This is a genomic window from Methylothermaceae bacteria B42 (assembly GCA_001566965.1).
Taxonomy (GTDB): domain Bacteria; phylum Pseudomonadota; class Gammaproteobacteria; order Methylococcales; family Methylothermaceae; genus Methylohalobius.
Genome location: LSNW01000032.1, coordinates 406,541 through 424,684 on the forward strand (window position 1 = coordinate 406,541; position 18,144 = coordinate 424,684).

Below are 18,144 nucleotides of genomic sequence, written 5' to 3' on the forward strand. Positions count from 1 at the left end.
CGCAGGTATTCCGGTCTTTCTTCTGTGGATGTTGGCGGCCCGGATGGCCGCCATCAAGCTCCCAAGGACGGGTTTACAGCGCTCCACGGAAGAAAGACCGGAATACCTTGGCTGCCGGAAAATCATGGATAAACCCCACAATGCCGCAAAAAATCCTCCACTAACAGGGCTGTCACATCCGTTTCGGTCACACTCTGCAGTCCTTTCCAGGCGGGGATGCCGTTCGCTTCGAGAACCCAATAATTGCCTTCCGTGTCATAAAGGATGTCCACACCCGCATAATCGAGAAGCAAAGTCCGTGCCGACTTTTCCGCCAAATGGCACAGCCTGGAATCAAGATCAGCCTTTTCGCACCGCCCGCCTTGCGCCACATTGGTGCGCCAATCCGCACCATAGCGGCTCATGGCGGCCACGGCTTTCCCCGCGATGACGAAAACCCGCCAATCCCGTACCGGATGGGAAGGAATATATTTCTGCAAATAATACACGCCACCGGCAGGTTTAAGGGTGGCAATTGATGCGATACTTCGGTGCAACTCAATACCTTCCCCCTGGGCGCCAAACAAGGGTTTGCTGACAAGCCAATCCCCTCCGCGAAATACCGCCTCGGCAATGGCCAATGCCTGCGCCCGTTGTTTTGTTATCCAGGTAGGCGGCGTTGGAATGCCCTGCTGGTGCAGTAAAAAACTGGCAATGGCTTTATCCACGCTGAGTTCGATGCCCCGGGTGGGGTTGTAAATCTTGACGCCGGATTTTTCCAGGATATGCAGCAAATTAAGGTAGGTGATGATCTGCTCCAGGCTTCCTCCGGGAACCCCGCGCACAAATACCCCGCCAGGAAATGAGGCGCCGAAGCCCGGGAAAGTCACCGGCAAGGTGCCTTGTTCCAGGCTGATTTGACCATCCATCAAGGAAACGAACCGGATATCGCAGCCACGTTCGGCAAAAGCTTGCCGCAACCGGCGGCCATGCCAGCCGGGATCATCGGTGACAATCGCGAATTCGGGCCGGCTCATCCTCCGAAGGATTTGGCCAGCAATGCTTCATCCAGCTTGCCTGCCCGGAAGCTGCGCCCGGTTTCCACCGCGGTGACAATGACACTTGCGGGACTGAACAGCATGGGATCGACTTTGAAGAAATCGTATTCGTATTCCTTGAACACTTGGGCAAAGGGTTTGCCATAATCCCGGGAGGTGGAACTGGGCAGATCCTTGGCCAATTTCTCCGCCGCTTCGTCACTGCCTTTCACGAACAAATGAACTTGGCCGCCAAACAAAATCGCATCATTGGTGCGACCCATGGCGGTGATGAAATCCGGCGCCGGCGGCGGAACCGGGGCGGTGCCCGAACCGTCAATGATATGTTCCAGAGGAAAATGTAGTTCATGGGTCTTGTGCATGGCCACTTCCAGTACCCGGGCCACCACTTGCAGACCTCCCGCCAGGCTTGAGGTTGGGGTAAGAACAACCGTCAAACCCGAAGCGCCAATGGAACAATCATTGGCGATTTTATCCAGCAATGCCATTGGCGGCGGTTTGTCCACTTCCATAATCAATACCGTGGCATCGGCCTGATCCCGGTATTTAAGCTCCTCGAATAATGTCTCCTTGCTGCACAAGGCCCGCGCCGGCCCTGATCCGAGCGCGTAAAAGGCTTCCTTCCCTTTGCCGTGGGACAAGCTCCAGCCGGCATACTGGCTGCCAAGACAAGAAAGCACGGGATCGGTGGCGTGAACATTCACCCGTAGCGGCCAATCCGGGGTAATGGCGCTGTGATTCAAAGTAACAGTGCCCATGCCGCCCATGCATATTTCCGCGATTCTGCGCCCGGCTTCCAATCCACCATCGGCTTCAATGCCGGCATCCACCAAAGTCACGCCATTTTCCAGACGGGTGACTTTCAGACGCAACATGTTGGCATCTTTTAACAAGGACTCCACTAAAGGCTGGGCGGTGAAGTTCACGCTCACCAGCGCTTGTTCAGTCATTTTTCACTCCCCTTAAAAAATTTATTGCCATTTACGAAACTTTAATTCCAAGACCGGGTGCTGCCGCCAACTGCCTTTCCAACCAGTGTTTTCGCCATCGCAGCCGACGCTCGACAACCGCTATTGAATTTCCCTGCGCCGTGACGCTGCAAACAGGTTCACCAGCGCCCACAGAGTCTGACGGATCAGGCAAATCCACACACCAGGATGGCCACGGCATATCCTTGGGAATCGCTACAGGTTCCTGGCTAAACACCACCTGTAACCCCCGCGCGGGTCCTGGTTCAGGCGTCACCCGGCATTCGCCTTGGCAGGCTTGCACGTGAGCCGCCAATAATCCATCGGGCCAATCATCGTCCCACAAACCCAGTACCGCGCCGGGACGGGGATTGAGCTCCAAAATCGCAGGGCCTGACTCAGTGACCATAAAATCCAGCCCATGCATGCCGCGCAAATGCCACGCTTCAATCATTCGCCAGGCATACTCCTTGACCAATTTTGTTGTTTCCGGTGAAAGCGCGGCCCGATTGATCGCCCCGGCATACCCAAAGGGTTGTTGGGCATTATAATCGGCTTGATAGAGTCTGTTAAATGCTCCCCAAACCAATCGCCGCTTGTCCGCCAGAAAGGCATAGGTAAAAACCGCGCCTGGCAAGCGTTTCTGGAAATAAACCTTGCCGTTTCCCAAGGCCGCGGGCGTCAGGGCCACCTTTACCCCACCGCACCCGCCTCCCTGTTTGGCCAGCCAACCGGTTAGGTCTTTTGGCTGCCGCCAGGTGATATCCGGATAAGGAATTTGTAGCGAGTCCAAGGCGGCAAAAAATAATTCCGGATCGGAACACAGATGCAGCACCTCAGGGCCGTTACCGAGCAATGGGCAAAGTTGGGAGATTTCTTCCACAACCTCTGGAAGACTTTCTAATCCACTGCCGTACACCCAGCCTGCCGGTAAATATTGACGTATCAACGCTTGAGCCAATTTGATTAATGCCTGTCCATTCAATTCAGTTTGATCCCCGGGAATCTTACGCCAGGCGTGGGCAACCTTCCGCGTATCCAGATCCCCAAACCGGTCCAACACCAAAGGCCGCCATCCGCCACGCCTGGCGGAAACGGCCAACATTCGGGCCGATTGGGCAATCAAAAGAATACTATCCGGCATTATCGCCAGCGTTCTCAGTGAGACGCCCCCATACATTCAATCCCGGCGCCGGAATTTCGGGCGGCAACCAGCTGAAATCTCAGCGCTTCGAAGCGGCGAAATTCCTGTTGGATTTGGCATAAAACAGACTCTGCCTTGACAGGATCGGGAATCAAGCAAAATCCCGTGGGTCCCCACGAACTTTGCCCGAGCCCCACAAACCCTTCATTTTCCAACCAAAGCAGCGCTTGGGCTACCCGCTGGCTGGTATATCGCCCCCCCTGCGCGGAGGCAAAATATTCGCCGTTGGCTCTTTGAATCTCGGCGATAACCTGAGCGAAATTTTCAGCATTTGCCTCGGCCAAGGCAGGCAGCCCCCGGATCAGCAGCTTGTGACAAAGCCCTGTGGCGACTGACACGGGAAACGCGGGCAACTGCTTGAATGCTTGCGTCTCCTGGACACCGGAAAGTCCCTGGGCGCGCCTGTCAAAAATCAACAGCCAACGCCAATGGGAAGGTACCGCTATGCGGGACAATAGCGGCGGTGTCACAGTGTCAGCCCCCCTACCGCCATCGACAATAAACCCACCCTGCTCGAAAGCCGCAATGCCAATGCCGGAACGGGCGCCGCGGCCACTCAGCCGGGCAATCTCCCTGACACTCAAATTCAGGCCCCAAAATTTGGCCAAAGCCATCCCAACCGCCAACGCCAGTTGCGTACCCGAGCCCAACCCGGCATGGGAAGGGATAACCGAATCCACATGAATCCGGGATTGAGATGGAAGATCCAAAACTTTCAGAAAATGCGCTATTTGAGCTTCAAGACGGGGTTCAGATTGGCCGGAAACTTCCAATGCCCGGGCCCGGCTCACGGTCACCGTGGTTTGAATGGATTCCAATGCCATGCCGATACTGCCAAAACTGCGGCCCAGCTCCCCGCTCAAATCCATAAACCCCATGTGAAGCCGGGCCGGAGCTATAACTTTGACGGATTGAAAGGCAGGAGACGGGGTTTGTTTATCCATTGAGAATATTTATCTTGCTACTTGATATTTCTACGGCATTCAAAAGCAGTTCTAGTTTTCCTTTCGTGGGTGTTGGCGGCCATTCGGGCCGCCAACACTCCCCCATGGAAGGGTTAACGGCATCCAACGAAAGAAAACTGGAACTACTTAGGCGCACGAAATCATGAAAATTCAACAACCCTTGCAGGTAAACTTAAACTCGACCGAAGAAAGCTAAAAATTCCAATCACCGTCTGAACGAGATTACCACGAAGCCAGCTTTTCCCGCCAATCTTCATATACATAGAGCAAGGCGGGAATAACCAGCAGCACCAAAGCCGTGGCGAAAAATAAACCGAAAGCGATGGACACCGCCATGGGAATCAGGAATTTCGCTTGTAGGGAGGTTTCGAACAATAGCGGCAACAGACCGGCGATGGTGGTTAATGAGGTCAACAGTACCGCGCGCAGCCTTTGACAGGCGGCTTCTTCCAGGGCCCGGCGCAAATCCATGCCGCCGCGCCGCAGATGATGATAAAAACTGACCAGAATGATGGAGTCATTGACCACAATTCCCGAAAGACCAAAAATGCCGAACAGAGACAAAATCGTCAAATCAATTCCCATCACCATATGACCGACAACCGCGCCCACCAGGCCAAAAGGAATGGCGGCCATGACAATTAAGGGCCAGCCATAAGAGCCAAACACCCAAGCCAAAATCAGATAGATCAGCATCAGCCCCATCAATCCGCCGCGCCGCATGTCCGCCAGGGTTTCTGCCCGGTCTTCCGCGCGCCCGGAACTGCCGTATTCAATCCCGTATTGTTTCGCCAGTTGCGGCAAGGTTTCGGTCATCAGGCTTTCCATTACCAAACCGGGTTTATTCACATGGGTGTTGATTTCCGCCGACACCTCCACGGCAAGCCGGCCATTGGCATGCCGCAAAATCTCAAATCCTTGCCTGGAACGGGCCTTGGCCACGGTATGGAGGGGGACAAACTCTCCCGTGGGCAACTTTATCTGAAAGTTTTCCAGCACCTTCAAATGGGCGCGTTCCTCTTCCGCCAGGCGGACCCGGACTTCCACTTCATCGGGACCATCCTGAAATATCTGCACCAACTTCCCGGCAAAGGCCGTGCGCAGTTGCCGCCCCAATGCCTCCGGTGTAAGTCCCAAAGACTCGCCGATGGGGGTCAGGCGATAGATCCATTGCTCCCGGCCATAAGGCAGATCTTCCGTCACATCCGTCAAACCCGGAATCGCTTTTAAAGTTTCCACCAGATCCACGGCGGCCCGCTTCAAATCATGAGCATCATCGCCTACCAGCCGCACGCTCACATCCCGCCCAGGGGGACCCACCTGGCGCGCCACGATAATCAAATTGTCCAGCCCTGGCGCGGCGGGGATTTTCTTGCGCCAGGCTTCGATCACCTCCCAACTGCGGACGTCCCTTTCCTCCGAAGGCACAAGCTCCACTATGATGGCCCCCAAATGTTCCGCTTGCTGCTGTAATCTGCCGTCATTACTCAACCCCTGGCCTTGAATCCTCACCACGGTACGCAGTAATGGCTTTGAAGATAATTCCCGGGCGGTTTGCCGCAAACGATCTTCCATCTCAGCCAAATAAGCCTTGACTTTTTCCTTGGGCGTGCCTGGCACGAAACCGACAGTCGCATAAAGAATATCGGCTTCCGGCGCGGCAAAAAACAAGAAATGAACCCTGCCTCCCGCCACCAACCCCAATGAAATAATCAGTAAACTGCACGCTGCCGCGAGGGTCAGACCACGATTTCGAAGCGCCGCGCGCACCAATGGGCGGAATCGTTGTTCTTTAAAGCGGCGAAAAGCGTTATCGAATTTGCGGCGCAGTTTGCCTTCCTCGCCAGCGTGCATCTTGGCGAAAGCATGGCGTAAATGGGCCGGCAATACCCAAAAGCTTTCCATTAGCGACGCCAATATAACCGAGATCACCACCAAGGGAATGGCAAACAGGATTTTACCCGTGGGGCCTCCCACCAACATCAAGGGCAAAAAGGCGGCGATGGTGGTCATGGAGGATGCCGTGACCGGCCCTAACATGCGCCGGGCGCCCCCTTCGGCCGCCGACAAAGGGGTTTCACCCATTTGATAGTGGGCCAAGGCATCCTCTCCCACGACAATGGCGTCATCGACGATGATCCCCAAGGCCATAATCAGCCCAAACAGGCTGATCATATTGATGCTGCCACCGGCAACATAAAGAAGGAGCAGCGTCGCCATAAAAGAAACCGGGATGCCAAAAGCCACCCAAAACGCCACCCGCCCGCTCAAGAACAAATACAAAATGGCAACCACCAACACCAATCCCGTCGCACCATTTTTCAGCAGCAAATTAATCCGCTCGCGAATCATTTCCCAGGTCTTGTTATAGACATGGAGATAAACCGATTGGGGTAATTGCCCTTCAACTTCCGCCAGCCAGCGATTGAAAATTTCCGCCGATTTAAAGGAATCTCCGTGCTCCGCGCGCCGTATTTGCAGCTCCACCGCCGGTTTCCCTTGAAATGTCAGGAAAGTGCTGTTATTGAGCGGTTGCCGCTTGATTTTCGCGACACCCCCGAGTTCAATCCTAGCGGATGGGTCCGCCGACAAAGGAATTTTGGAAAATTCCAGCTCGGTTCGCCGCTGCTCGGTCACCCGCAATACTTTCAGCAACTCCCTGTCGCCAAAACTGCCTGCTGGAATGTCCCGGCTAAACTGGTCAATGCGCTCGGCAATCTGCTCCAGGCCCATACCCAGCACATCCAAAGCCTCATGGGTGAATTCAATGGCGATTTCTTCTTCCGGCAAGCCTATAACATTGACTTTATCGATACCGCGGTCAAGAAGCTCGCGTTCAAAACGGTGGGCCAATGGGCGCAGTTCATCCAGATCTTCTCCGTATATCACCAGACGGGAGACAGGTTCATAACGGGCGATATGGGTAATCTGGGGATCTTCCGCATCCCGGGGCAGATTACGGAACTCATCCACCTTTTGCTTGACTTGGTTGAGCGCCAGAAGGATGTCCGTTCCTTCCCTGAATTCCAGGGTAATGGCGCTGCGCCCTTCAGCGGAGGTGGAAGTCATCTTGCGCAGATCATCCACGGACTTGAGAACTTGCTCCAAGGGCGTGGTCAAACCCGTTTCCACATCTTCCGCGCTAGCCCCTGGCCAAATCACGCTGACCCGGACGATATCCAGGCTAAAGTTGGGAAAAAACTGGACATTGAGCTTTTCCAACGCGAAAACACCGCCCATAATCATCAGGATCATGAGGAGGTTGGCGGCAACCTTGTGGCGCGCAAAAAAAGGTATCCAGCCATCGCTGTGGTTTGCCATTAAGTGCTATCGCCGGTAAATCATTGAAATAAAAAACGCTATGGCGGTCATTTCTTCGCCTTGATTTCAACCGGTAAACCAGCAGCCGCGTTGGGCAAGTGCGTCACTAACACTTTGTCACCAGGATGAAGCTGCCTGGACGCCACCAGCAACCAGGAACCTTGCTTATCACCAGCATAATCCCCAAGAATGGTGACTTTTACCGGTTGCAACCGGCCATCCACAATCTTGTAAACCCTATTACTGCCATAAAGCGCGGCATAGGGAAGCGGCACGGCGTTCTCCCGGGGAGGACGCTGGAGAACGAGACTGGCAGTCATGCCCAGACGAAGATGCTCGTTTCCCCCGGTGATTTCAAACAAGGCATCAATCCCGCCCGCCGCGGCACTGCCAGACAAACGGGACAACAAGGCGGTAAAAGGGATGCCCGCGCTTTCGCCTTGGGCCGGCAAATGATTTTGCCTTGCCAGGGCTTGCTGGATTTCCGCTTGAAACGGTGTGGGAATCCGCGCTCTTAGTTCCAGCCCCCGCCAGGGATAAAAGCTCAGCAGCACTTGATGGGATTGGACAAAATCGCCAGCGGCTACCTCTACTTTAGCCACAACACCATCAAAGGGGGCGATCACCTGGCTGCGCTCCAGGGCCAATTGCGCGGTTTCAAGCGCCGCCTGGGCGCGTTGTAGTTTAGCCTCAAGCTGGGTCAACCTGGCCTTGTGTTCATTGACCGCCAATTGCCGCGCCACCACCGCCAGCGACTGACGCTCATATTCTGCTTTCTCCTTGTCCACGGCGGCAGCGGAAAGCAAATTTTTACGCAAGAGTTTTTCCGCCCTTGCCACCGCGTTTTTCATGAGCGACAGCAGTGACTTCTCATGTTCAAGTGCTCGTAAATCACTGGCGTAACGCACTTTTTCCTGTGCCAACTGGGCTTGCAATTCGGCCACGTCCGAGCGGGTCTGAACCACTTGAGGCTCGAAATCCCTCGGGTCCAAGCGTAACAAAATTTGCCCGCTCTTAACCGCTTCCCCCTCCTGAACCCTCACCTCCCACACCCTGGCTTTTCCCGGCGCCGCCGCCTGCACCAAATCAGGGCTTTCTACTTGGCCGTACAAGGTCAACACCGGTCGCAATGCGCGGGGATTAACCGTCACAGCCTCCACTTGCCAAACCCGTTCTCGCACCGCCAGGGCCGGTGGACGGGGACGGGTCAAGATCAGCACGACAAATAGCAGAAACCCCAGTGCCAACAACGCCCAGGGCCAGTAACGCTGATACTGATCTTTCATAAATGACTATTGACCGGTTTAATTGTTATTTCTAGAGAATTCAATATTTAGATTTCGCCTGCAAGCGGCAGATTTCATAAACTCGCTGCAATCGGGATGGAAGGCGTTTGTTGGCAGTGGCGCTAAAATTTTGGCGCCCCGGCCAGGATTCGAACCTGGGACCTTCCCCTTAGGAGGGGGACGCTCTATCCAGCTGAGCTACCGAGGCATTTGGTAGTTAATTCTAACAAAATGATGAACTGAATAGAAAAAAAATGGAGGGTTGATCGGACCTCATGCCCTCCTTTGGCATCACTCTCTGATTTCATGATTTTTTCTCTGACGCTATTTGGAAAATTTGCCTGCATCCTCCCCATACAGACGAAGCAGCAAGGCGGCCTCTTCCCGGGTAAAGCCGCATTCCTGGGCCAGATCTTCCGCTTCCACGCCTTGTTTGATCCGTTCGATGGCTTGCTGGTAGGAAGGCGTCTCTGAAGATTCACGCAGTTCTAAATGTTCGGTCAAAGCAGTGATTTCTGCCAGCCGGCGGGATTGTTCCAGCCCGCGCTCATCCATCCTGACCGCGGCAGCACACAGTCCAGAAATATCCTTAAGGAGTCTTTGTTGAGTATCGGTCAATTGCTGGCAGACAGCTTCCAAACGCTGTTGCCGCAGCCATAGCCATACTATGGTGCCGACCAACAGCACAACCAATAAGAAAAGGAGTGAAGTCGCAAAAGTCATTTAAGCAAATTCATCAATTTGAAGAGAGTGATCGCCTTTTCCAGAATCCTTCTGTTGATTTTCAGAAGCGTTGCTACCCTTTGCTTTTGCTGGGTTAAGGCCCTCTTTTTGGTTTTGCTTGGGCTGAATGGGTTTGACTGGCCAAATTTTTTCCAAGGGTTTGATTTCAACCATATCCAGAGACTTTGCAATATAATAGTTTCAGTGTAGCAGCTCCTATTTGTCTTTATCCTTAATAGCATCCGGATAAAACAGCTGCTCCCCATGGATTTTAAATTCCGCAATCATTTTTTGTCCTATAGGGCCGGTCAGAAATGTGAGGTAGTGGTGGGCGGCATCATAGGCGATATTGGGGCAATACTGGGGATTCACGGCGATAATGTGGTAAGGGTTGTGTAATTGAGGATCCCCTTCGAACAGCAAGGCAAGGTCAAGTTTATTTTTCATTGCCAGCCAGGTGCCCCGGTCGGTAAGAATATAGGCTTGTTTGTTGTCGGCAAACTGGAGCGCCGCCCCCATGCCTTGGCCGATGGCGTAATACCAGTTTCCCTCAGGAATGATTCCGGCCTGTTTCCAGATTTGCTTTTCTTTTTTGTGGGTTCCGGAATCGTCCCCGCGGGAAACAAAAGGCGCTTGATTTTGGGCAATTTTCTGTAAAGCTTTAACGGCAGTTTTAGCTCTACGGATATTCGCTGGATCTTCTCCAGGGCCTGCGATAATAAAATCATTATGCATCACCGCCATCCGGTCTACGCCGTAACCTGTTTTGACAAACCGCTCTTCGGCTTCCGGCGCATGGACCAATACCGCATCCACGTCACAATTCTCCCCCAGTTTTAGCGCCTTGCCGGTACCCATCGCGATCACATCCACTGAAATGCCTGTCTTTTGGGTAAATTCTGGATTGATCACTGACAACAATCCGGAATTGTCAGTGCTGGTCGTGGTTGCCAATCGCAAGCGTTGCCCGGTCAATGCCGGCTGGAAAAACAGTAAGAGCATGATGACAAAGAAAATTTTACGCCACATCTTTTTTGAACTTTATCTCCAATGAAATATTAATTCAGACACGGAACTTTTTATGAAATTCTGAATCTCACCTTAACAAATGGCAAAGAGGAGGAGTCGCCATGGCTTATGCCAAGCCATTTTTGGCCCATGATCCTGTTTTCCAGACAAGTTCCAGGTTTGATTCAGATTCGGAAGAAATCGAGGCGGACCTGAGAGAAAGGCGGAAACCGGCTTGTTTCATGACAGAACAACGCTATTTTTGTACTCGCCGGTGTATTTTTACCAAAGAGTGTAAAAAGCTGAAAGCTGTCTGGTTACGCTAAGAATTTATTTTGAGCGTTTTGGTCAGTCGACCAAAACGCTCTTTTTCATTGAATGTGTTGAATACAGCTTTGCAGATCCCCGCTTTTCACCCCCACTGTAAATGCTTCCACCCGTTGCCTGGCGCTGCCGTGGGTAAAGGCATCGGGCACCACGTAACCCTGGGACTGCTTCTGCAGCACATCATCGCCAATGGCACTGGCCGCATTCAGTGCTTCTTCAATATCTCCCGGCTCTAGTATATTAAATTGTTGTTGGGCGTGGTTTGTCCACACCCCGGAATAACAGTCCGCCATTAATTCCACCTTGACTTGTAAAGCATTGGCCTGCGCCCGGCCCCGTACCCGCTGTTGGGCATGTCTGACTTTTTGCAAAATCCCTTGCAGATTTTGCACATGATGGCCTACTTCATGGGCCAAGACATAGGCCTGGGCAAAATCTCCGGTCACGCCGTGGCGGCGCTTGAGCTGCTCAAAGAATCCCAGATCCACATAGATTTTCTGGTCCATGGGACAATAAAAAGGCCCCGCTTGAGCGCTGGCGTAGCCACAGCCACTCATGACAGTGCCGCGGTATAAAACCAACACCGGCGGGGTATAGCGCAGGCCGTATTTAGGCAGAAGTTCACCCCATACCGCTTCGGTATCGGCCAAAACGGTTTTGATGAACTGGACCTGTTCCTCTTCTTTCTTCGGATCCATAACCGTGGACGAACCGCCGCCCAACATGGACATTGGATTGAATCCACTGAAATACAGCAAGCCCCCCACCAACAATATGGCCCAGCCAATCTTGGTGCCCAGCAAGGGCTTGATCATGGGATACAGGAACATGATGGTTCTCAGGGAAGGCATTCGCCGCCGTCCCGCACTGGTATACCGACGGTCTTCCACGTTACTGCTTTGCCGTCTGTTACGCCATCTCATAAGCTTTCCTTCATAAAATTACGGCCTTGAATAAAACCCACAGGCCTGTATGTCACCCTGCAACAACGATATTAACCAACCGCTTGGGCACCACAATTACCTTGCGAACGCTCTTGCCCTCAATAAAACGCTTCACATTCGGTTCGTTCAATGCGGTTTGCTCAACCTGAGCCTTGTCGGCCTGTGCAGGCACCTGGATTTTTCCCCGCAGTTTACCATTGACTTGCACCACCAATTCAATGGTGTCTTGCACCAGGGCGCTTTCATCCACCCCGGGCCAGGGGGCATTGATTACTGGATCCTCATGCCCCATAGCCTCCCAAAGAGCTTGGCAGATGTGGGGAACGATGGGCGTCAACATTAGGATGACAGCCTCCAGCCCTTCTTTTTTGACCGCCAGACCTTGCGGGGAGGTTTCCTCAAATTTCGCCAAAGCATTCAAAAGCTCCATATTGGCGGCAATGGCGGTATTAAAGGTATAACGCCTCCCCATGGCATCGGTGACTTTGGCAATGGTTTGATGGATTTGCCGGCGCACGGTTTTTTGATCTTCTGTCAAATTAGCCCTGTCCAAAGCCGGAATTTCATTTTGGCCGTTGACGAAAATCGCCACTTGCCGCCACAACCGCTTGAGAAAACGGAAGGAACCTTCCACGCCGCTGTCAGACCATTCCAGAGATTGATCGGGAGGCGCGGCAAACAAGATAAACAAGCGCACCGTATCGGCGCCGTATTTTTCAATCAGGCTTTCCGGATCCACCACATTACCTTTGGATTTGGACATCTTGGCGCCGTCTTTCAGCACCATGCCTTGGGTCAGTAGATTTTGGAAAGGCTCGTCACAGCTCACCAGTCCGGCGTCGCGCATCAATTTGTGATAGAAGCGGGCGTAGAGCAAATGCAGGATTGCATGCTCGATGCCGCCGACGTATTGATCCACCGGCAACCAATAATCAGCCCGCTCCCGGTCCAGCATGCCGGTCATATAATCCGGGCAGGTGAAGCGGGCGAAATACCATGAGGATTCCATGAAAGTATCAAAAGTATCGGTTTCCCGCTTGGCAGGGCTGCCATCGGGGGCAGTGGTTTTGTAAAATTCCGGGTTGGTTTTCAGCGGCGAATGCACCCCATCCAAGGTGACATCCAGGGGCAGTTCCACTGGCAGTTGGTCCTCCGGCACGGGAATCGGCGTGCCATCTTCCAAATAGATAATGGGAATCGGCGTGCCCCAGTAACGCTGGCGGGAAACACCCCAATCGCGCAAACGGTATTGAACCACCTTTTTGCCCTTGCCTTGTTGCTCCAGATATTCGGCAATCGCGTCAAAGGCTTGCTCCGAAGTCAAGCCATCGAATTGTCCGGAGTTAATCAAAACCCCTTTTTCCACAAACGCACCTTGCTCAAGGTCGCATTCCGTCTCTGGATCCTTGGGGGCAATGACCTGCTTGATAGGCAGGCCGTAATGACGGGCAAACTCCCAATCGCGCTGGTCATGGGCAGGCACCGACATCACCGCCCCGCTTCCGTATTCCATCAGCACGAAATTGGCGGCCCACACCGGGACTTTTTCTCCCGAGATAGGGTGAATGGCATAAAGGCCGGTGGCGCAGCCCTTTTTTTCCATGGTGGCAAGGTCGGCCTCAGCCACGCTGGTTTGCCGGCACTGGTCAATAAATTGTTTCAGCTCGGAGTTGCTTTGCGCGGCCTTGAGCGCCAGAGGATGTTCCGGCGCCAAAGCCACGTAGGTCACGCCCATCACGGTATCGGGCCGGGTGGTAAAAATAGTGATCTTGTCATTGCTATCGACCAATTCGAACACCATTTCCACCCCTTCCGAGCGGCCGATCCAGTTGCGCTGCATGGTTTTGACCTGTTCGGGCCAACCTTCCAACTTGTCCAGATCTTCCAGCAGCTCTTCGGCATAGGCGGTAATTTTCAAGAACCACTGGGGAATTTCCCGGCGCTCTACCAACGCCCCACTACGCCATCCCCGGCCATCAATCACTTGTTCGTTGGCCAGCACGGTCTGATCCACTGGATCCCAATTCACCGTGGCCATTTTCCGGTAAACCAGGCCTTTGTCGAACAGCTTGGTGAAAAACCACTGTTCCCAGCGATAGTAATCGGGATCGCAAGTGGCAATCTCGCGCTTCCAGTCATAGGCGAATCCCAGGCGCTTGAGCTGCCCCTTCATGTATTCGATATTGTCATAGGTCCATTTCGCCGGATGGATGCCGTGTTTGGCGGCGGCATTTTCCGCCGGCAGGCCGAAAGCATCCCACCCCATCGGTTGCAAAACGTTCTTGCCCAGCATCCGTTGATAACGGGCAATGGCATCGCCAATGGTGTAATTGCGCACATGCCCCATGTGCAGGCGACCGCTGGGATAGGGAAACATGCTCAGGCAATAGAATTTTTCCTTGCCGGGGTCTTCGGTGACTTCAAAGGCACGGGTGTGCTCCCAGTGTTGCTGGACTTTTTCTTCAATTTCGTGGGGGTGATAATTTTCGTCCATCCGACTCGATTTATCCTCTAAGTAAAAGTGTTAGAATGCTAAGAGTTTATTAACTAATCTGATTTTAAACGACAACAGGGGGAGCGGTCATCATGCGCAGGGTCATCTTTAATCAAAAAGGCGGCGTGGGCAAATCCACCATCACCTGCAACCTGGCGGCCATCAGTGCCCAAGAGGGCAAAAGCACGCTGGTGGTGGATCTGGATATCCAGGGTAACACTACTCATTACCTGATGGGGCATGCCATTGACGATCCAGAGCAAACTTTGGCGAGGTTTTTCCGGGAGACGGTGAGCCTGAATCCGTTCGGTAAAAACCAAAAAGCCTCGGCCCGGGACTTGATTCAAAACACACCCTACGACAATCTTTATATATTGGCCTCCCACCCGGAAATGGAAGCGCTGCAAAGCCGGCTGGAATCCCGTTACAAGATCTACAAATTACGGGAAGCGCTGGAACAGCTCAACGATTTCGAATATATCTATATCGACACGCCGCCAATTCTTAATTTCTTCAGCCGCTCGGCTTTGATTGCGGCGGAAAAGTGCTTGATTCCGTTTGATTGTGACGCTTTTTCCCGCGATGCGCTGTATAAATTGCTGGAAGCCATTACGGAAGTCAAAATGGATCATAACCCGCACTTGGAAGTGGAAGGCGTGGTAGTCAACCAATTTCAGGGACGCGCCAAACTGCCGCAAATGCTGGTGGAAGAGCTTTCCAAGGAAGGTCATCCGGTCCTTTCCACGCGGATTTCTCCTTCCGTCAAGGTGCGTGAATCCCACAGCGAATCCAAACCGTTGATTCACTATGCCCCTGACCATAAGCTGACCGAGGAATTCAAAACCCTTTACCGGGAGTTACACCATTGATTCAATCAAGACTTCTGTTATGGGGATTGTTGTTATTTGCAGGCGGGTTGCCCGCATTATCCCATTCCGCCCCCCGCACCCTGACCGTCGGCGCTCTGGCCTACGGTACGGTCAACTGGGAATTGACCGTCATTGAACGGGAAGGATTCGACCGCCGCCACGGTTTCAAAATGACCCTCCGCAAACTGGCCAGCCCCCAGGCCGGAAAGATCGCCTTGCAGTCCAAGGCCGCGGATTTGATTGTCACCGACTGGATCTGGGTGGCTCAGCAACGCAGCAAAGGCGAGGACTTCACCTCAGTCCCCTACTCTCTGACTCACGGCGCTTTGGTTGTCCCGCCCCAATCCAATATCAGCAGCGTGAAAGATCTGGCGGGGAAGCGGATTGGCATTGCCGGCGGCGCCCTGGATAAAAATTGGCTGCTGCTCCAGGCCTTGGCCAGGAAACAATACAATCTGGATTTAGCCAGAACGGCCGAGCCTGTGTATGGCGCCCCGCCGCTGCTCAACCAGCAATTACTTCAGGGACGCCTGGATGCGGTTTTAAATTACTGGCACTATGCCACCCGTCTGGAAGCCCAAGGTTATAGACAACTGCTAAACGGACGGGATATTCTCAAAGGGCTGGACTTGACGCCGCCGGTTCCCACCTTGGGCTATGTTTTCCGGGAACGCTGGGCCCAGGGCAATCAAGATATGCTCAATGCCTTTATCCGGGCCGCCTACCAGGCCAAGGATGCTATCTGTTCTGGTGACCGGGTTTGGGCTTATGTCGCCCCCTTGACCGGCAGCAAGGACACAAGGCTGCAGAACCTATTGCGGCAACGGTATTGTGAAGGACGCTTGCGCAGCTGGGGACAGGACGAAATGAAGACCGCCAAAAAACTCTACCGGATTCTGCGTGAACTGGGCGGGGAGAAATTGACAGGACCGTCCCCCGAGTTGCCCCGGGGAACATTCTGGTTCCAATTTCAACTACCTCGCTAATTGCCAAAACCTGCCCGGAATTGTTTCACTCAATGAATTAAATGACTCGACTGATTCCCGCCGCTTCGCTGCTGGCCTTGCTGGCAGCGTGGCAATGGCTGGCCTGGCAGTTCGATTCCCGCCTGCTTCCCCCGCCTGCTGAAGTTGCCCTCACCTTGATTCAACACCTGAAAACAGGCGAGCTTCCCTATCATCTCGGTATCACTTTGAGCCGATTGGGGTTGAGTTTTCTATTGGCTATGCTGCTGGGATGCGCCCTGGGGATCTTGTTGGGACGACACCCGGCGCTGGATCGTTTTTTTGACAGTTGGTTGACATTATTTCTCAACATCCCGGCCCTGGTTACCATTATTCTTTGCTACGTCTGGTTTGGACTCACTGAAACCGCGGCAATTTTAGCGGTGGTCGTGAACAAAGTGCCTAACGTGACCGTCATATTGCGGGAAGGCACCCGGCAGATAGATAGAAACCTGCTGGAAATGGCCCAATGTTACCGGTTTGGGCGCTGGAAGACCCTACGCCATGTGATTTGGCCGCAACTTTATCCTTTTGTTATGACAGCGGCGCGGACCGGGCTGGCGCTGATCTGGAAAATCATTCTGGTGGTGGAACTACTCGGGCGCAGTAACGGGATGGGTTATCAACTGCATCTTTTTTTCCAGATGTTTGATGTGGCGGCCATCCTCGCCTACACCCTGGCGTTTGTGGTAGTCATCCAGCTTCTGGAATGGGGCCTTCTTCAACCATTGGACCGTTATGCCCAACGCTGGCGCCGATGAACCCACAACCACATCATTCAATCTCGCAAGGCATTGATACCGGGGCAGGCTGTCTGATTCGAAAGCCTCACCGGCTCCCATAGATAACGGAGCGCTGCACCGATGAATCAGATCCACATTCACATTGAGCGGAAGGTCTATCCTGACCGGGGAAACAACCCACCCCATACGGCGATTGAGAATCTCAGCCTTAGCTTGAATGAACACGAATTCGTTTGTTTGGTGGGGCCTTCTGGTTGCGGCAAAACTACTTTGCTGAATATCATTGCCGGCCTCGATCCGGAGTTTGCCGGCAGCATTGAATTTCCTTTGCAGAGGACTCCCCATCTGGGCTATGTCTTCCAGGAGCCGCGCTTGTTGCCGTGGCGCACGGTCAGGGAGAATCTCACCCTGGCGCTGCCTAAAAAACAGGATCCGGCCATTATTGATGAGTTACTGGCAATCACAGGCTTGTCCAAATTTCAGCACGTCTATCCCCAGCGTTTGTCCTTGGGGATGAGCCGTCGGGTGGCCCTGGCGAGGGCGTTCACCGTCGCCCCGGATCTGTTATTAATGGACGAGCCGTTCGTTTCCCTGGATGCCCCCACCGCGCAATCCATGCGGGAATTGTTAATCCGGCTCTGGTCGGAGCGTCCCCACACCGTATTGTTTGTCACCCACGATTTGCGGGAAGCCATTGCCTTTGCCGACCGCTTGGTATTTCTCACTCCGCCCCCTGCCACCATTCAATCGGAACTCGAAATCCCCCTGCCCCGGATTCAGCGGACAGAAACAGTCATAGAAGACCTGCGCCGCAAACTGTTACCAAGGCATTGCCCGGCCGGGACAAAATAATCCCACCTAAATTTTGCAAGTGATTCGAGCACCGAGGGTTTCAAGCAAGGCTTTAGGCAAGGCGGCAAGCCAATTTTCGCACAGGAGTAGCAGCGCTACTTCGAGCATAAAATTGGCGCGGCCAACGCAGCATAAAGCCCTGATTTGGCAGCCGAATGCCGAAACACTTGCAGAATTTAGGCCCCACCTCTTTGTGGCAAATGCCTCAAAAACGGGGCAATTGCCCTATTTGTGTCTTCATCACACGCCGCTTTGCGCGCATAAAATAAATCTATCTTGTTGAATTAAAAGAATTTACTAAAAATGGCACGGTGACTGCACTATATAAATTGCATAACCTCTTCAACCTGTTAACCGGCGCCTTTATCTTTCGCGCACTCCTCCTCTCAAGTGGAAGTC

15 protein-coding genes and 1 tRNA gene are annotated in these 18,144 nt (G+C 53.3%); 5 read left to right on the forward strand and 11 right to left on the reverse strand.

Annotation, left to right across the window (positions count from 1 at the left end; translation table 11 throughout):
* Nucleotides 1-122: 122 nt before the first annotated feature.
* The 9 genes from AXA67_13070 to AXA67_13110 all read right to left on the reverse strand — a co-directional run bounded on the left by AXA67_13070 (nt 123) and on the right by AXA67_13110 (nt 10,533).
* Nucleotides 123-1,016: a hypothetical protein gene (locus AXA67_13070; GenBank protein ID KXJ39971.1), complete on the reverse strand. Its 894-nt coding sequence runs from the start codon at nt 1,014-1,016 to the stop codon at nt 123-125.
* A complete protein-coding gene (locus AXA67_13075) occupies nt 1,013-1,987 on the reverse strand; it encodes a methenyltetrahydromethanopterin cyclohydrolase (GenBank protein KXJ39972.1) in 975 nt (324 codons plus the stop codon). The genes AXA67_13070 and AXA67_13075 overlap by 4 nt, the downstream gene beginning before the upstream one ends.
* A 31-nt stretch (nt 1,988-2,018) precedes the next feature.
* Nucleotides 2,019-3,149 carry a hypothetical protein gene (locus tag AXA67_13080; protein ID KXJ39973.1) on the reverse strand — a complete coding sequence of 377 codons (1,131 nt, stop codon included), beginning with the start codon at nt 3,147-3,149 and terminating at the stop codon, nt 2,019-2,021.
* 14 nt (nt 3,150-3,163) lie between these two features.
* The gene (locus AXA67_13085) at nt 3,164-4,087 is read right to left on the reverse strand and encodes a GHMP kinase (protein ID KXJ40189.1); all 924 of its coding nucleotides are present in this window, start codon (nt 4,085-4,087) and stop codon (nt 3,164-3,166) included.
* 309 nt (nt 4,088-4,396) lie between these two features.
* Nucleotides 4,397-7,495 carry an acriflavin resistance protein gene (locus tag AXA67_13090; protein KXJ39974.1) on the reverse strand — a complete coding sequence of 1,033 codons (3,099 nt, stop codon included), beginning with the start codon at nt 7,493-7,495 and terminating at the stop codon, nt 4,397-4,399.
* Between the two features lie 47 nt (nt 7,496-7,542).
* Nucleotides 7,543-8,781 carry a hypothetical protein gene (locus AXA67_13095; GenBank protein ID KXJ39975.1) on the reverse strand — a complete coding sequence of 413 codons (1,239 nt, stop codon included), beginning with the start codon at nt 8,779-8,781 and terminating at the stop codon, nt 7,543-7,545.
* Nucleotides 8,782-8,912: 131 nt separating this feature from the next.
* A tRNA-Arg gene (locus AXA67_13100) sits at nt 8,913-8,989 on the reverse strand.
* Nucleotides 8,990-9,105: 116 nt separating this feature from the next.
* Nucleotides 9,106-9,504 carry a hypothetical protein gene (locus AXA67_13105; protein KXJ39976.1) on the reverse strand — a complete coding sequence of 133 codons (399 nt, stop codon included), beginning with the start codon at nt 9,502-9,504 and terminating at the stop codon, nt 9,106-9,108.
* Between the two features lie 216 nt (nt 9,505-9,720).
* On the reverse strand, nt 9,721-10,533 hold the full coding sequence (locus AXA67_13110; GenBank protein ID KXJ39977.1) for a tungsten ABC transporter substrate-binding protein: 813 nt from the start codon (nt 10,531-10,533) through the stop codon (nt 9,721-9,723).
* Between the two features lie 101 nt (nt 10,534-10,634).
* Here AXA67_13110 and AXA67_13115 point away from each other — a divergent pair, with 101 nt between their 5' ends.
* Entirely contained in the window at nt 10,635-10,838 is a 204-nt protein-coding gene (locus tag AXA67_13115) for a hypothetical protein (protein KXJ39978.1), read from the forward strand.
* A gap of 45 nt (nt 10,839-10,883) precedes the next feature.
* Here the strand turns inward: AXA67_13115 and AXA67_13120 are convergent, their stop codons facing one another.
* Together AXA67_13120 and leuS are read right to left on the reverse strand one after the other, a co-directional pair.
* Nucleotides 10,884-11,762 carry a hypothetical protein gene (locus tag AXA67_13120; GenBank protein KXJ39979.1) on the reverse strand — a complete coding sequence of 293 codons (879 nt, stop codon included), beginning with the start codon at nt 11,760-11,762 and terminating at the stop codon, nt 10,884-10,886.
* Between the two features lie 52 nt (nt 11,763-11,814).
* The gene (gene leuS / locus AXA67_13125; protein KXJ39980.1) at nt 11,815-14,277 is read right to left on the reverse strand and encodes a leucine--tRNA ligase; all 2,463 of its coding nucleotides are present in this window, start codon (nt 14,275-14,277) and stop codon (nt 11,815-11,817) included.
* Between the two features lie 92 nt (nt 14,278-14,369).
* Here leuS and AXA67_13130 point away from each other — a divergent pair, with 92 nt between their 5' ends.
* From AXA67_13130 to AXA67_13145, 4 genes are all read left to right on the forward strand, one after another.
* Nucleotides 14,370-15,146, forward strand: coding sequence for a cobyric acid synthase (locus AXA67_13130; protein KXJ39981.1), 777 nt, complete (start codon nt 14,370-14,372; stop codon nt 15,144-15,146).
* Nucleotides 15,147-15,160: 14 nt separating this feature from the next.
* Nucleotides 15,161-16,132, forward strand: coding sequence for an ABC transporter substrate-binding protein (locus tag AXA67_13135; protein ID KXJ40190.1), 972 nt, complete (start codon nt 15,161-15,163; stop codon nt 16,130-16,132).
* A 41-nt stretch (nt 16,133-16,173) separates the two neighbouring features.
* Nucleotides 16,174-16,911 carry an ABC transporter permease gene (locus tag AXA67_13140; GenBank protein KXJ39982.1) on the forward strand — a complete coding sequence of 246 codons (738 nt, stop codon included), beginning with the start codon at nt 16,174-16,176 and terminating at the stop codon, nt 16,909-16,911.
* A 102-nt stretch (nt 16,912-17,013) separates the two neighbouring features.
* Entirely contained in the window at nt 17,014-17,745 is a 732-nt protein-coding gene (locus tag AXA67_13145) for an ABC transporter (GenBank protein ID KXJ39983.1), read from the forward strand.
* Nucleotides 17,746-18,144 lie beyond the last annotated feature (399 nt).